The organism is Curtobacterium sp. AC272, from assembly GCF_979258155.1.
The window spans coordinates 2472209-2487132 of sequence record NZ_OZ409838.1 but is presented as its reverse complement, the minus strand read 5'-3'; the positions used below and the strand labels follow the sequence as shown (position 1 = coordinate 2487132).

The following is a 14924-nucleotide window of genomic DNA, read 5'->3' as shown; positions in this document are numbered from 1 at the left end:
ACGCTGCACCCGTTCAGACGGACGAGGCGGCAGCGCCGGAGCCGGCGGCGACCGGGGTGACGGCCAGGATCTCGTCGGCGACCTCGCGCCCGATCCGCACCGCACCGTCGACGTGCTGGTACCCCTGCCCGGCCAGGTCGCTCGACGCGAACCGGATCGGACCGACGGCTGCACGCTGGTCGGCGCCGTAGCGGACGAGCCCGCCGAGGTCGAAGCTCGCCGCGTAGGCGCCGCGGGTCCACTCCTCGGTGCCCCAGTCGCTCTCGTAGTAGACGACCGGGCGCAGGGCCTCGTCGCCGTAGTAGTGGGCGAGCGAACCGAGCACCCGGGCCTTCCGTTCCTCCGCCGACAGCGTGAACAGGTCGTCGGCGTGCTGGTCGGAGACGAACCCGACCAACGTGCCCTGCTCGGAGCCGTGCTCGGTGTTGTCGTACGCCTCGTGCACGACCTCGTAGGGGCTGAACGCGGTGCCGGAGAGACCGGCGCCGCGCCAGAACGGCCGGTCGTAGACGGCGTGCACCTTGATGACGAAGCCCATCGACAGGTGCTGGTGCAGCTGGTGCTGGCGACGGGGCAGCGGCGGCTCGTACGAGATCCGTGAGTACAGGGGCGGCGGCACGGCGACGAGCGCCTGCCGGGCGTGGACCTCGAGGCCGCCGTCGGCGAGCGCGACGACCCCGTCGTCGGTCCAGCGCAGGGTGCGCACCGGCGCGTTCAGGTGCACGGCGTCACCGAGGCGCTCCGCGAGTCGTTCCGACACCTGTTGCATGCCGCCGACGACGCGCTTGTCCAGGATGAAGTCGGCGTCGACCAGGTTCGTGAAGCTCCCGGCAGAGGCGGCCATCAGCAGGGCCTGCAGTGCCGAGAACGCGTGTGCCGGCTTCGTGAGCATGGCGCCCGCGATGAACAGTTCGACGTTGTCGGTGGCGACGCGGTCGTCGCTCAGCGTGTGGAGCCAGGCGCGGAAGGAGACCTCGTCGAGTGCCGCCGCGTGCGGGGACTCCCACGGACGCGCGGGGTCGACCGCTGCGACGTACTCGTCGACGACCGTCACGAGTCGCTCGATCTCGTTCGCCGTCGCCTCGGGCAGCGGGAAGATGTCGCCGGTGTACTCGGTGCGGGTGCCCTCGGCGTCGACGTAGACGCTGGAGCCCTCGCGGTACCGGTCGTACGTGTCGAGCCCGAGTTCGTCGAGGGTCTCGAGCAGCGCGGTCTGGTCGGGCGAGACCCACTGGCCACCGATCTCGAGCGTGACGCCGTCGATGTCGTTCGTCCAGGTGCGGCCGCCCACGCGGTCGCGCGCCTCGAGCACCGTGACGGTCAGTCCCGCGGCGCGCAGGCGGTTCGCGGCGGTCAGGCCGGTGACACCGGCTCCGATGACGACGACGTCGCTCTCGATCATCGTGCTGCTCCTTCGGTGGTGGTGCTCCGGAACGGGTCCGGGGTCAGCGTGTACATGGTCTCGAGGTACTCGGCGATGCCCTCGCCGCCGCCCTCGCGGCCGAGGCCGGACTGCTTCACCCCGCCGAACGGGGCCGACGCGTTCGAGACGACCCCGGTGTTGAGTCCGAGCATGCCGGTCTCGAGCCGCTCCATCAGGCGCCGCCCTCGGGCCGGGTCCTCGGTGAACGCGTAGCCGACCAGACCGTACTCGGTGTCGTTGGCGGCGGCCACGGCCTCGTCCTCGGTCCGGAAGGTCCGGATCGCCAGGACGGGCCCGAAGATCTCGTCGCGGAGCAGGTCGCTGCCGGGCTGCACGTCGGTCAGGACCGTGGGCGCGTAGAAGGTGCCGGGGCCGTCGACCGGGTGTCCGCCGGTGCGGAGCGTGGCGCCGCGGTCGAGCGCATCGGTGACCAGGCGGTGCGCCTTGTCGACGGCGCGGTCGTCGATGAGGGGTCCGATGGCGACGCCGTCCTCCGTGCCGCGTCCGACCCGCATGGCCTCGACGCGTGCGGTGACCCGGCGCGTGAACTCGTCGACGACGTCCTCGTGCACCAGGAACCGGTTCGCGGCGGTGCACGCCTGCCCGGTGTTCCGGAACTTGGCGGCGAGCGCGCCCTCCACGGCCAGGTCGAGGTCGGCGTCGGCGAACACCAGGAACGGGGCGTTGCCGCCGAGCTCCATGCTCGTCCGGAGCACGTTCTGCGCCGCCTGGGCGAGCAGCGTGCGTCCGACCGGCGTCGAGCCCGTGAAGGACAGCTTCCGGAGCCGGGGTCGGCGATCACCGGCCCGGAGACGTCGGCGGCCCGTGTGGTCGGGACCACGTTGACCACCCCGGCGGGCAGACCGACCTCGCGCAGCAGGTCGACGAACAGCAGGGTCGTGAGCGGCGTCAGTTCGGCCGGCTTCACGACGACCGTGCACCCGGCGGCGAGCGCCGGTGCGATCTTCCGGGTCGCCATCGCCAGCGGGAAGTTCCACGGTGTGATGAGGAACGCGGGGCCGACGGGCTTGTGGGAGACGGTGGCACGGCCGGTGCCCTCCGGGTTGGTGCCGTACGAGCCGCCGATCCGGACCGCTTCCTCCGAGAACCAGCGCAGGAACTCCCCGCCGTACGCGACCTCGCCGCGGGCCTCGGCGAGCGGCTTGCCCATCTCGAGCGTCATGAGCAGCGCGAACTCCTCGCGTCGTTCCTGCAGCAGGTCGAACGCGCGGCGGAGCAGCTCGGCGCGGTGCCGCGGCGGTGTGCTCGCCCAGCCCGTCTTGGCGGCTTCCGCGGCGTCGAGGGCGCGGACACCGTCTTCGGGGGTTGCGTCTGCGATGTCGAGCAGCGTCTCGCCGGTGGCGGGGTCGACGACGGCGAAGGTCCGGCCGTCGGCCGACGACTGCCAGGTGCCGTCGACCAGGAGGCCCGTGGGGACGCGGGCGAGCAGCTCGCGTTCGGCGTCGGTGCGGTCGGCCGCAGGGGCGGTGGTGGTGCCGGTGGTCATGCTGTTGCGAGTCCTTCCAGGACGACGTCGAGTCCCTCGTGGAGCAGGGCGTCGTCGATCGACAGTGGGGGCAGGAACCGGACGACGTTGCCGTACGTGCCGGCGGTCAGCGCGATGACGCCGTGCTCGAACGCCGACCGCACCACCTTCCCGGTCAGTGCTGCGTCCGGTTCGCCGGTCGCGGGGTCCACGAGTTCCATCGCGACCATCGCGCCGCGTCCGCGGACGTCACCGATCCGCGGGTCGGTCGTCTGCGCGGCACGGAGTCGTCCGAGCAGCACCTCGCCGATCTCGCGGGCTCGGTCGATCAGCCCGTCGTGCTCGAACGCGTCGATCGCGGCGAGGGCGGCGGCGCAGGCGATCGGGTTGCCGCCGTAGGTGCCGCCGAGCCCGCCGACGTGCGCGGAGTCCATGATCTCGGCGCGCCCGGTCACGGCGGACAGGGGCAGACCGCCGGCCATGCCCTTCGCGGTCGTGACGACGTCCGGCACGATCCCCTCGTGCTCGCTCGCGAACATCGACCCAGTGCGCGCGAAGCCGGTCTGCACCTCGTCGGCGATGAGCACGACGCCGTTCGCCGTGGTCCACTCGGACAGGGCGGTGAGGAACCCGGGCGCGGGGACGACGAAGCCACCCTCCCCCTGGATCGGCTCGATGAGCAGCGCAGCGGTGTTCGCCGCGCCGACCTGCTTCTCGATCTGGCTGATCGCGCGCTTCGCCGCCTCGGGCCCGGAGAGGCCGTCGTGGAACGGGTAGGACATCGGGACCCGGTAGACCTCGGGCGCGAACGGGCCGAAGCCGTCCTTGTAGGGCTGGTTCTTCGCGGTGAGCGCCATCGTGAGGTTCGTGCGGCCGTGGTACGCGTGGTCGAACACCACGACGGCCTGCCGACCGGTGTGCTTGCGCGCGATCTTCACGGCGTTCTCGACGGCCTCGGCGCCGGAGTTGAACAGCGCCGTGCGCTTCTCGTGGTCACCGGGGGTCAGCCGGTTGAGTGCCTCGGCGACCGCGACGTACCCGTCGTAGGCGGCGATCGTGAAGCACGTGTGGGTGAAGGCAGCGACCTGCTCGGTGACCGCGGCGACGACGGCGGGGTGCGCGTTGCCGACGCTGGTCACGGCGATCCCGGACCCCAGGTCGACGAACGAGTTGTCGTCCGCGTCCACGACGACCCCGCCACCGGCCGCGACGACGGCGATCGGCACGGCGACCCCGACCCCGGCCGCGACGGCTCCGGCCTTCCGCGCCATGAGCTCGCGTGACCGGGGCCGGGGACGGCCGTGACGAGCCGTCGTTCCTGGGGCAGCGAGGGGCCGCCGGTGGGCGCACTGATCGATGGTGCTGCGGTGGAGGACATGCGGCGATGGTAGGAGCCTGCGGCGACCCCGGTGGCTGTCCACCGTGTACATCGAGCACCGGTCGGATCGCCCCGGTGGATAGGGTGCTCCCATGCCCGCGACGCTGCGTTCCCTGTTGCACCGTGCCGACCTCCGCCTCCGACCGCTGACCGACGCGGACACGGGCGCCCTCGACGCCCCGCTGTCGTGGCTGCACAGCTCCGACCTCGAGGACCCGACGCCGTTCCTGGCCGACGGGCAGGGACTGCTGACCACGGGCACCCAGTTCGGCGCCGAGGCCGAGGTCCCGGAGGACGTCGCCGGCCCCTACGTCCGCCGACTCGTCGAGCGGGGCGTCGTCGCACTCGGGTTCGGCACCGAGGTCGTCCGCGCGGGCACCCGGACGCCCTCGTCGCCGCCTGTTCGCAGCACGGGCTCCCGTTGTTCGAGGTGCCCTACGAGACCTCGTTCATCGCGGTCGCGCAGGCGAACGCCGAAGCGGTCGCCCGCGACGCGAACGCCCGGAACGCCTGGGCCCTCGCCGCACAGCGGGCGATCTCGCTCGCAGCGATGCGCCCGGACGGGCTCGGGGCCACGATCGCCGAGCTCTCCGGGCAGCTCGACGGCTGGGTCGGGCTCTTCGACGTGTCGGGGCGCCTGGACCGCGGGCACCCGGCGGACGGCGTGCCCGCGCAGGACCTCGAGCTGCTCCGGACCGAGGCGCTGCGCCTGTTGCGTGCGGGACAGCGGGCGAGCCTGCCGGTGACGACCGAGCACCACACCGGGTTCACGCTGCAGACCCTCGGCAGCGGTGGCCACCTGAGCGGCGTGCTCGCGATCGCCAACGGAGGAGCACTCGACCGCGCCGGACGCGAGGTGGTGACGTCCGTCATCGCCCTCGCCGGACTCGCGCTGCAGCAGAACCGTGAGCTGGCCCGGGCACGCGGGCTCCTGCGCACCGGCCTGCTCACCATGCTCTCGGTCGGCGATCCGGAGGTGGTCCAGTCGACCTCGCGCGAGGTGTGGGGTCCCCTGCCCGCCGAACCCGTCCGGATCGCGGCCCTCGACGTCGACGACCACGACCTCGACACCGTCGTCGACCTGCTCGAACTGTGGGTGCAGGACCGGCCCGGACAGCTCTTCTTCGCCGTCGACGACGCCCTCTTCCTGTGCGTGAGCGCCGACGACACCGCGATCGTCGAGGAACTGGTCGGGCGCTTCGACCTGCGGGCCGGCCTGTCGGACGGTGCCGCCTACCGATCGTTCGGACGCGCTCGCACCGAGGCCGTGCAGGCCCTGGACCGTCGGCGCGAAGGACGACCGGGCACCACCGAGTTCGGCGACCTCGCCCGGGAAGGCGTCCTCGCACACCTGGCCCACGTGGACGTCGACGCCGGAGCCGTCGCACGCGCGTTCCTCGCTCCCCTGCTCGAACACGACCGGTCGGCGGGCACCGAGCTCACCCGCACCGTCCGTGCCTGGCTCGAGCAGAACTGCGAGTACGACCGCGCCGCCCAGGTGCTCGGCATCCACCGCCACACGGCACGCTCCCGGGTCGAGCACGCCGGCCGGCTCCTCGACCGCGACCTCGCCGTCTTCGCGACCCGTGCCGACCTGTGGGCGGCCTTCGTCGTCGAGGGCGCGTGACGCGCGGATACGGTGGGACGATGCCGACGACACCGGCCCGCCGGCGCCTGAGCCCGGCCGAACGCGGATCCCAGATCGCGGCGGCTGCCGTCGACCTGGCGCGCGCCGAGGGCCTCGCGGCGGTGACGCTCCGCGGGGTCGCCGCCGTGATCGGGGTCGCGCCCTCGCTCGTCGCCCACTACCGCCCGAGCATGGAGGACCTGGTCGGCGAGACGTTCCGCACCGTCGCGGCAGCCGAGGTCGCCGAGGTCCGCGCGATCGTCGACGCTGCTCCCGACCCCGTCTCCGGCCTCCGCACCCTGCTCGGCTGCATCGCCGATCCCGCGCGCGACGACGTCGCCACCCTGTGGGCCGACGCGTGGAGCATCGGCCGCACGAACGCGGCACTGGCGACCGCTGCACGGGACGTCATGGACGACTGGCAGCTCCTCGCGACCACGGTCGTCGTCGACGGAGTGCGCACGGGCGTGCTGCGGACCGACGACCCGGACGGCGTGGGACGCCTGCTCTTCGCGCTCGTCGACGCCACCAACGGGTACGCCCTGGTCGACTACCTCGACCGCCCGACCCGCGAGGGCCTGGTCCGCACGACGATCGCCCGAGCGGTGGGCCTGGACGGCTCAGCCCTGTCGGGGTGACACCCGCCGCAGTGCCACCGACCGCAGTGCCACCCACTGCAGCAGCATGATCGTCTTGCCGTCGGCGATCCGGCCGTCCTCGACCATCGCGAGCGCCTCGTCGAGTGCCAGCTCGAGCACCTCGATGTCCTCGCCCTCGTCCTCGACCCCGCCGCCCGCCTCGACCCGGTCCGCCGGCGTGTAGGCACCGACGTAGAAGTGGACACGCTCGGTGACCGAGCCGGGGCTCATGAAGACGTCGCCCACGCGCACCAGGTCGCCCAGCCGGATCCCGAGCTCCTCGGCGGCCTCGCGGCGGACGGCGGTCTCGGGGTCGTCCTCGTCGAGCAGCCCCGCCGCCGACTCGATGAGCATCCCGTCCGGGTGCCCGTTCACGTAGGCCGGCCACCGGAACTGCCGGGTGAGCAGGACGGTGCCACGCTCGGCGTCGTACGGCAGCACCGTGGCGCCGTTCCCGCGGTCGTAGGTCTCGCGCTGCTGCCGGTCCCATCGGCCGTCCCGGCGCCGGACGTCGAGCGTGGTGCGACGGAGCACGTGCCAGCCGTCCGACACGACCTCGACGTCCCGCACGACGACGTCGGGGTTGCGGTCGAGGTCACGACCGACGGCGTCGAGTCCGGTCCGCCCACGGGCATCGGGGACGTCGACACCGGGACGAGGGGCTGCTGCACGATCATCGGTCACCTGGTCACGCTAGCGGCGCGGGTGGACCCGGAGCGATGCGGGAAGAACCGACCACGGGTTCTCCGGACCCGGCGTGTCGGGGTCGAGCCGCGCCTCCTGGCCGGATCCCGACCACGCGACGGACGCCGATCGGACCTGATCCGCCATCCGGCGACGGCCGCTCCGGGACGCCCCGGAAGAAACACGAAAGGCCCCGGATTCCTCCGGGGCCTTTCGCTGTTTCGCCTGGTGCGCGAGGGGGACTTGAACCCCCACGCCGTTTCCAGCACACGGACCTGAACCGTGCGCGTCTACCAATTCCGCCACTCGCGCCAGCCCCAAAACACTACCACGCACAGACTGCCCCCTGCGCCAACCACTACCATGCAGTGGTTGACGACCGACGACTCTGGAGACACATGGGCCTGCTGGACAACTTCGAGCGAGGGCTGGAGCGCGCCGTGAACGGCGCGTTCGCGAAGACCTTCCGCTCCGGTGTGCAGCCGGTCGAGATCTCCAGCGCCCTGCGCCGCGAGCTCGACACGAAGGCCGCCGTGGTGTCGCGAGAGCGCATCCTGGTGCCGAACGAGTTCACCGTGCGCCTCGCGCCGCCGGACTTCACGCGCATGAACGACGTCGGTCGTCCGCTCATCGACGAACTCACGCAGATGGCCCACCAGCACGCCGTCGCGCAGAACTACTCGTTCTCCGGACCGGTCACCATCCGGCTGCAGCAGGACGGCACGTTGTCGACGGGCATCCTGCAGATCGACTCCACCACGGTGCAGCGCGACGTCGCCTGGATCGCCGTGCTCGACATCGGCTCGCAGCGCCACCGCCTGCAGCGCGGACGCACGGTGATCGGCCGTGGCAGCGACGCCGACATCACCATCGCGGACACCGGGACGAGCCGGAAGCACGTCGAGGTCCTGTGGGACGGCAAGCACGCCCAGGCCACGGATCTGGGCTCGACGAACGGCTCGAAGCTGAACGGACAGCACTTCCAGCAGGCGATCGTGGAGCCGGACTCCACCATCGAGATCGGTCGTACCCGTATGGTGTTCCGGGTGATCCCGGAGAACGACGGAGGTGCTCGATGACCACAGGCCTGACCCTGCTCGTCCTGCGCTTCGCGTTCCTCGCGGTGCTCTGGCTGTTCGTCTTCGTGATCGTCTTCGCCCTGCGCAGTGATCTCTTCGGCCAGCGCGTGCGCACGATCCCCACGGATTCCAAGTCGGCTCCCTCCGGACCGACGACCCCGACGATCCCCGCAGCGGCGGCGCCGGCAGCGGCCTCGGGTGGCGCGTTCACCGACCTGATCGGGCAACCGACCCAGGCGACGCAGTCCGCATCGCCAGCCGCGACCCGCCTCGTGATCACCGAGGGCGCGCGTGAGGGCATGGAGATGCCGCTCGGCGGCGGACCGATCACGATCGGTCGCTCCAGCGAGTCCAACGTCGTGATCCGCGACGACTACACCTCGACCAACCACGCCCGGCTCGACCTGCGCGCCGACGGCTGGCTCCTCACCGACCTCGAGTCCACGAACGGCACCTTCGTCAACGGTCAGAAGGTGAGCGCTCCCCTGATCGTCGCGGAGCGCACGCCGATCACGATCGGGACGACGACGTTCGAGCTGCGGCGGTAACCCGGCATGACCGCTCGCACGTTGAGCGCCGCTGTGTCCCACGTGGGCCGCATCCGCGCGAACAACCAGGACTCCGGCTACGCCGGGGCGCACCTGTTCGCGGTCGCGGACGGCATGGGTGGGCACGCCGGCGGCGACGTCGCCTCGGCGATCGCGATCCGGCGCATCAGGGAGGTTGACCGCGAGTTCCCCTCCGCACACGACGCCGAGTTCGCGCTGCAGTCGGCACTGATCGCGGCGAACCAGCTCATCACCGAGACGGTCTTCGAGCACCAGGAACTGACCGGCATGGGCACCACGGTGTCCGCGATGATCCGGGTCGGCGAACAGATCGCGATCGCGCACATCGGTGACTCGCGCATCTACCGCCACCGCGACGGTGAACTGCAGCAGATCACGTCGGACCACACCTTCGTGCAGCGCCTGGTCGACAGCGGCCGGATCACCCCGGAAGAAGCCGCGGTCCACCCCCGTCGCTCGGTGCTCATGCGGGTGCTCGGCGACGTCGATGCGGCACCCGAGGTCGACACCGCGATCATGGACATCCAGCCGGGTGACCGCTGGCTGCTGTGCTCCGACGGCCTGTCGTCGTACCTGGCCGAAGAGCGCATCCGGCACGCGCTGGCGTCGAACATGGACGCCAACCAGGTCACGCAGCGCCTGGTCAAGGAGACGCTCGACCACGGCGCCCCCGACAACGTCACCGTCGTCGTCATGGACGTCACCGCGGACGAGGTCGACGACGACGACGACGCGGCCACCACCGTCGGGTCCGCGGCCGCTCCCTGACCTTCGAGGCGTCGACCGGCCGCAAGCCGATCCGCCTCCCCACGATCCTGCTGCACCCGCTCAAGGTCACCACGGCTCCAGAGGACTCGCACTTCGAGCCCGAGTCCGACCAGTTCTTCGCCGAACTCATCGCCGAGGACCGCCGACGCCGCATCCGACGTCGGGTCTCGTGGACGGTCGCGCTCGTGGTGGCCGTCGCCGCCCTGGTGGGGGCCGTCTTCCTCGGCTGGCGGATCACCCAGGACCACTACTACGTCGGCACCGACCGCGGCACGGTCGCCATCTACAAGGGCGTGCAGCAGTCGATCGGACCACTGGCGCTGTCGGACGTCTACGAGGACACCGACATCACGGTGTCGATGCTGCCGGACTACACCCGCGAGAACGTCCGCTCGACGATCAACGCGCAGTCGCTCGGTGACGCGCGCGACATCGTCGACCGACTGCGCAAGGCCGCCGAGACCGGGCAGGACCAAGCCGGTACCGGCGGTGACGGCGGATCCACCTCGTCACCCTCGCCGTCGCCGACCCGGTCGTCGACGCCCACGCCGACTCCGACCCGGGGCTCGCGATGAGCAACGCCACCGCCCAGTCGTTCACGCAGGCGATCACGATCAAGCTCCGTGAACCCGCACGTGCTCGGAACCTCGAGCTCGTGCTGCTCGTCATCGCCTGCGGCATCTGCGCCGGCGCAATGGTCCTCGTGCAGCTCGGCACCAAGGGGCGGCTGTTCGACACCTCGGTGCTGTGGGTCGGCGCGGGCATCCTCGGGCTCGGGCTCGTGATGCACGTCGTGCTGCGGGTCGTCGCGAAGAACGCCGACCCGTTCGTCCTGCCGATCGCACTCGTGCTGAACGGCATCGGCATCGCGGAGATCTACCGCATCGACGTCCACAACGGCCTGACCGGCTGGGACGCCATCGGTGTGAAGCAGATCGTCTGGACGATGCTCGCGATGGTCCTGGCGATCATCACGCTGCTGCTGGTGCGGAACCACCGGTTCCTGCAGCGGTACCGCTACATCTTCATGTTCCTGACGATCGCGCTGCTGCTGCTGCCGATCCTGCCCGGCATCGGCCAGAACATCGGTGGCGCACGCGTCTGGATCAAGATCGGGCCGTTCTCGTTCCAGCCCGGTGAGCTCGCGAAGATCACCATGGCCCTGTTCTTCGCCGGCTACCTGGTGACCGCCCGCGACTCGCTGTCGATCGTCGGCAAGAAGTTCCTCGGCATGACGTTCCCGCGCGCCCGTGACCTCGGCCCGATCCTGGTGATGTGGGGCGCCGCGATGGCGGTCCTCGTCTTCCAGCGCGACCTCGGCACGGCGCTGCTGTACTTCGGCCTGTTCCTCGTGATGATCTACGTCGCGACCGCGCGCATCAGCTGGGTCGTCATCGGCCTCGCACTGTTCGTCGGCGGCGCCCTCGTCGCGCAGAGCGCCCTCGAGTACGTGCACGGCCGGTTCGAGCAGTGGCTCGACCCGTTCAACCAAGAGGTCTTCAGCCGCGACACCCAGGCCAGCTACCAGCTCGTGCAGGGACTGTTCGGCTTCGCGAACGGCGGCATCACCGGCACCGGCCTCGGCCAGGGGCGCCCGTACATCACGCCGGTCGCCAACGCGGACTACATCATCGCCTCGCTGGGCGAGGAGCTCGGCCTGATCGGCGTCTTCGCGATCCTGGCGCTCTTCATCGTGCTCGCCTCGCGCGGCATCCGTGTCGGGTTCATGGCACAGGACGACTTCGGCAAGCTGCTCGGCGTCGGCTTCGGCTTCGTGATCGCCCTGCAGGTGTTCGTCGTCGTCGGTGGCATCACCCGCGTGATCCCGGTGACCGGCCTGACCACACCGTTCATGGCCGCGGGTGGTTCCTCGCTCATCGCCAACTGGATCATCGCCGCGATGCTGCTGCGACTCACCGATTCCATCCCAGCCGAACAACGCGTCCAGCAGGGCGCGATCCCCGCCGCGAGCGGGCGGTCCGCGCGCGCGACCAGGAAGGAGCGTCGTCGATGAACCGACAGCTCCGCGGTGTCTCGACCGTCATCGTGCTCATGTTCGTCGCACTCTTCGTGTCGACGACGTCCATCCAGTTCTTCTCGGCGGACTCCCTCCGCGCCGATTCCCGCAACTCGCGCACCATCTTGGACAGTTACTCGACCAAGCGCGGTGCGATCCTCGTCGGCGGCAGCCCGATCGCCGAGTCGACCCCCGTGGACGACCAGTACGAGTACCAGCGCAAGTACACGAACGGTGAGCTGTACTCGGCGGTCACCGGGTACTTCACCATCGGCCAGGGCAACACCGGCATCGAGAGCGCGGAGAACACCGTGCTGTCGGGCAACTCGGACGCCTCGTTCTTCCAGAACCTCAACTCGATCCTCACCGGTCAGGACGTCCAGGGCGACAACGTCAACCTGACGATCGACCCCGCCGTGCAGCAGGCTGCGTACGAAGCCCTCGGCACGAACAGCGGTGCCGTCGTCGCCATCCAGCCGAAGACCGGCAAGATCCTCGCGATGGTCTCGAAGCCGAGCTACGACCCGAACACCCTCACCTCGCACGACACCGCGAAGGTCAAGGAGCAGTACGACGCCCTGCTCGGCGCGTCGTCGTCCCCGCTGCAGAACCGCGCGATCGGCGGCGACCTGTACACGCCGGATCCGTCTTCAAGCTCGTCGTGGCATCAGCGGCGCTCGAGGGCGGCAAGTACAACCTCGACTCGACGTTCCCGAACCCGTCGCGCCTGCAGCTCCCCGGCACGAGCTCGTACATCAACAACGCCGAGGGCGGCACGTGCGGCGGCGGCGACAAGGTCAAGCTCCGCACGGCCATCCAGTACTCGTGCAACATCCCGTTCGCCGAGCTCGGACAGAAGCTCGGGTACGACGCGATCAAGAGCATGGCCGACAAGTACGGCTTCGGTGACGCCATCGAGGTCCCGATGTCCGCGACCGCCAGCCAGTACCCCGAGGTCGACTCCACCGCGCAGCTCATGCTCAGCGCCTTCGGCCAGGCGAGCGTCCGGGTGTCCCCGCTGCAGATGGCCATGGTGTCGGCCGGCATCGCGAACGGCGGCAAGGTCATGCAGCCCTCGCTCGTCGACTCGATCACCACGAGCGACCTGAAGACGGTCGAGTCCTTCTCCCCGAGGCAGTACAGTGATCCGCTGTCGTCCTCCGAGTCCGCTGACCTCACCGAGGCCATGCAGAGCGTCGTGAACGCCGGGACCGGAACGAATGCCAAGATCGACGGTGTCGACGTCGCAGGGAAGACGGGCACGGCCGAGGGCGGAACAGGCGATCCCTACACGCTCTGGTTCACCGGGTTCGCGCCCGCGAAGGACCCGGAGGTCGCCGTGGCGGTCGTCGTCGGAGACGGCGGCGGGCTCGGTCAGTCGGGAGTCGGCAACACAGTCGCGGCCCCGGTCGCGAAGAAAGTCATGGAGGCGGTGCTGAACAAATGAGACCCACCAGCGGACTCACCTTCGGTGGGCGGTACCAGCTCTCGTCCCGGGTCGCCATCGGCGGCATGGGAGAGGTGTGGCAGGCCACCGACCTCGTCATCGGCCGAACCGTCGCACTCAAGATCCTCAAGGACGAGTACCTCGGCGACCCCGGGTTCCTCGAGCGCTTCCGCGCCGAGGCCCGCCACGCTGCGCTCGTCAACCACGAGGGCATCGCCAACGTCTTCGACTACGGCGAAGAGGACGGCAGCGCCTACCTCGTGATGGAGCTCGTCCCCGGCGAAGCGCTGTCGACCATGATCGAGCGCGAGCACACGCTGCCCGTCGACAAGGTCCTGGACATCGTCGCGCAGACCGCGAACGCCCTGCAGGCCGCACACGCGGTCGGTCTGGTGCACCGCGACATCAAACCCGGCAACCTGCTCATCACGCCGGACGGCCGCGTCAAGATCACCGACTTCGGCATCGCGCGCATCGCCGACCAGGTCCCGCTCACCGCGACCGGCCAGGTCATGGGCACCGTGCAGTACCTCTCGCCCGAGCAGGCGAGCGGGCACCCGGCGTCGCCGTCGACCGACATCTACTCGCTCGGCATCGTCGCGTACGAGGCCCTCGCGGGTCGTCGTCCCTTCACGGGCGAGTCGCAGGTCGCGATCGCGATGGCGCACATCAACGAGCAGCCGCCGGCGTTGCCCGGGGACATCCCCGAACCCGTCGCAGCCCTCGTGATCTCGTGCATCGCGAAGAAGCCCGCCGATCGTCCCGCCACCGCCGCCAACCTCGCGCGCGCCGCACAGGCGCTCCGTCGTGGTGACGTCGCAGCGGCCACCGTCGCCGTCCCCGCCATCGCGCAGGGTGGCACCGTCGCGTTCAACCCGCCGCAGGGTCAGGGCAACGACGCCGCCACGGCACTGCTCGGCACCCAGTCGGGCGCGGCAGCCGCGGGCGCCGGCGGACCCGGCGCACCGGTGTCCCCGTCGAACGACGAGGCCGAGGAGCCGAAGAAGAAGCGCGCCTGGATCTGGTGGGTCGTGGGTGTCGTCGTGGTGCTCGCGATCGCCGCCGTCATCGGCGCGTTCGCGCTGAACGGTTCCGCCGATCCGAGTCCGTCGCCGTCCAGGTCCGTCTCGAAGAGCCCGCGCCCCTCGCAGACGCCGACCCCGACTCCGACGCCCTCGCCCACCGAGACCCGCGTCACGCTGAGCAACGACGAGTACGTCGGCATGTCCACCGCCGAAGCCGAGTCCCAGCTCCAGAGCCTCGGCTTCCAGACGGCGGTCGAGGACGGCGACGCCGCACCGAACGCCGACCAGGCGAACACGGTGCAGTCGATCACGCCGACGGGCAGCGTCCTGCAGGGCTCGCTGGTGACCATCCGGCAGTACACGACGCCGCCGTCCGTGGCGAAGCCCACCGCAGCGAAGGCCGGCACCGTGTCGTCCGACGGCTCGGTCCTGTTCAGCTGGCAGGCGTCCGAGTGCCCCGTCGGGTACACGGTCTCGACGTACACCTGGGTCGCGAAGAACGGCAAGGACGCGTCCGGTGCGACCTCGGGCACGATCTCGTCGACGGCGGTGACCATCCAGGCAGACGCCGTGGACACCCCCGTCACCTTCGTGTACTCGGTCACGTGCGGCTCCAACGGCAACACCCTGCCGAAGTCGCCCGGCTCGGACGCTGCGACGGCGACCTGGACCGCGGACGAGACGGATCCGGGCGACACCACGGACCCCACCGACGGGGCCAACCCCACCGAGACCCCGATGGACGGCAACTGAACGACCCCCGGACGGGGACTGTCGACACCG

General features: G+C 70.7%; 10 protein-coding genes, 1 tRNA gene and 3 pseudogenes. 9 read left to right on the top strand and 5 right to left on the bottom strand.

Features of this window, described 5'->3' with window-relative positions; translation table 11 throughout:
• Positions 1 to 13: 13 nt before the first annotated feature.
• From ACZZ0J_RS12715 to gabT, 3 genes and pseudogenes are all read right to left on the bottom strand, one after another.
• Positions 14 to 1402: a flavin monoamine oxidase family protein gene (locus ACZZ0J_RS12715; RefSeq protein ID WP_463437197.1), complete on the bottom strand. Its 1389-nt coding sequence runs from the start codon at positions 1400 to 1402 to the stop codon at positions 14 to 16.
• Positions 1399 to 2930: pseudogene (locus tag ACZZ0J_RS12710) on the bottom strand (NAD-dependent succinate-semialdehyde dehydrogenase). Before ACZZ0J_RS12710 ends, ACZZ0J_RS12715 begins: the two are co-directional and overlap by 4 nt.
• A pseudogene (gene gabT / locus ACZZ0J_RS12705) lies at positions 2927 to 4287 on the bottom strand (4-aminobutyrate--2-oxoglutarate transaminase). Before gabT ends, ACZZ0J_RS12710 begins: the two co-directional pseudogenes overlap by 4 nt.
• Before the next feature lie 430 nt (positions 4288 to 4717).
• Between gabT and ACZZ0J_RS12700 the strand changes: the two are divergent.
• The gene (locus ACZZ0J_RS12700; protein WP_463437196.1) at positions 4718 to 5914 is read left to right on the top strand and encodes a PucR family transcriptional regulator; all 1197 of its coding nucleotides are present in this window, start codon (positions 4718 to 4720) and stop codon (positions 5912 to 5914) included.
• Positions 5915 to 5934: 20 nt separating this feature from the next.
• Positions 5935 to 6552, top strand: a complete 618-nt coding sequence (locus ACZZ0J_RS12695) for a TetR family transcriptional regulator (RefSeq protein WP_463437195.1) — start codon at positions 5935 to 5937, stop codon at positions 6550 to 6552.
• Here ACZZ0J_RS12695 and ACZZ0J_RS12690 read toward each other — a convergent pair.
• Positions 6535 to 7236, bottom strand: a complete 702-nt coding sequence (locus tag ACZZ0J_RS12690; RefSeq protein WP_463437194.1) for an NUDIX domain-containing protein — start codon at positions 7234 to 7236, stop codon at positions 6535 to 6537. The two genes, ACZZ0J_RS12695 and ACZZ0J_RS12690, sit on opposite strands and share 18 nt — an antisense overlap.
• Before the next feature lie 226 nt (positions 7237 to 7462).
• A tRNA-Leu gene (locus ACZZ0J_RS12685) sits at positions 7463 to 7548 on the bottom strand.
• A gap of 86 nt (positions 7549 to 7634) precedes the next feature.
• On the opposite strand from ACZZ0J_RS12685, the gene ACZZ0J_RS12680 reads away from it, so the two are divergent.
• From ACZZ0J_RS12680 to ACZZ0J_RS12650, 7 genes and pseudogenes are all read left to right on the top strand, one after another.
• Complete coding sequence (locus tag ACZZ0J_RS12680; RefSeq protein ID WP_123292929.1) at positions 7635 to 8315, top strand: FhaA domain-containing protein; 681 nt, start codon at positions 7635 to 7637, stop codon at positions 8313 to 8315.
• The gene (locus ACZZ0J_RS12675; RefSeq protein WP_263054938.1) at positions 8312 to 8863 is read left to right on the top strand and encodes an FHA domain-containing protein FhaB/FipA; all 552 of its coding nucleotides are present in this window, start codon (positions 8312 to 8314) and stop codon (positions 8861 to 8863) included. Before ACZZ0J_RS12680 ends, ACZZ0J_RS12675 begins: the two co-directional genes overlap by 4 nt.
• A 6-nt stretch (positions 8864 to 8869) precedes the next feature.
• Positions 8870 to 9652, top strand: coding sequence for a Stp1/IreP family PP2C-type Ser/Thr phosphatase (locus ACZZ0J_RS12670; protein WP_333924867.1), 783 nt, complete (start codon positions 8870 to 8872; stop codon positions 9650 to 9652).
• 185 nt (positions 9653 to 9837) lie between these two features.
• Positions 9838 to 10227, top strand: a complete 390-nt coding sequence (locus ACZZ0J_RS12665; RefSeq protein ID WP_333924868.1) for a hypothetical protein — start codon at positions 9838 to 9840, stop codon at positions 10225 to 10227.
• Positions 10224 to 11666 (top strand): FtsW/RodA/SpoVE family cell cycle protein, encoded by a 1443-nt coding sequence (locus tag ACZZ0J_RS12660; RefSeq protein ID WP_463437193.1) that lies wholly within the window; start codon positions 10224 to 10226, stop codon positions 11664 to 11666. Before ACZZ0J_RS12665 ends, ACZZ0J_RS12660 begins: the two co-directional genes overlap by 4 nt.
• A pseudogene (locus ACZZ0J_RS12655) lies at positions 11663 to 13116 on the top strand (peptidoglycan D,D-transpeptidase FtsI family protein). The gene ACZZ0J_RS12660 and the pseudogene ACZZ0J_RS12655 overlap by 4 nt, the downstream one beginning before the upstream one ends.
• Positions 13113 to 14894: a serine/threonine-protein kinase gene (locus ACZZ0J_RS12650; RefSeq protein ID WP_463437192.1), complete on the top strand. Its 1782-nt coding sequence runs from the start codon at positions 13113 to 13115 to the stop codon at positions 14892 to 14894. Before ACZZ0J_RS12655 ends, ACZZ0J_RS12650 begins: the two are co-directional and overlap by 4 nt.
• The last annotated feature ends 30 nt before the right edge of the window (positions 14895 to 14924 follow it).